The sequence below is a fragment of the Pseudomonas sp. DE0010 genome, assembly GCF_007680745.1.
GTDB classification, from domain to species: Bacteria; Pseudomonadota; Gammaproteobacteria; order Pseudomonadales; family Pseudomonadaceae; genus Aquipseudomonas; species Aquipseudomonas parafulva_B.
In genome coordinates this window covers 1-237 of sequence record NZ_VEJQ01000298.1, presented here as the reverse complement: position 1 = coordinate 237, position 237 = coordinate 1, and the positions used below count along the sequence as shown (strand labels likewise).

Sequence of the window (237 nt, the reverse complement as noted above, 5' to 3'; positions counted from 1 at the left end):
CATCAGCCGCGGGGCCAGCTTGGGAAAGGTCAGATAGAAGAAGAACAGCGCCGAGATCGACCAGAGCGGCGCGTTGAAGGTGAGGTAGTAGGGATTCCAGGCCTGCAGCATGAACAGCTGCAGCACGGCATTGAAGGCCAGCTCCGCGTTGCTCATGAAGTGCTGGAACAATTCGGGATGGGTCCGCGCCAGGGGCTCGTTGGTGTCGAACACCACGAAGCGGATGCTCGCCGTGGC

The 237-nt window shown here is 61.2% G+C and carries 1 pseudogene; it reads right to left on the bottom strand.

Annotated features, from left to right (window positions below):
* A pseudogene (locus FS767_RS22610) lies at positions 1 to 237 on the bottom strand (acyltransferase); the annotation flags it as partial.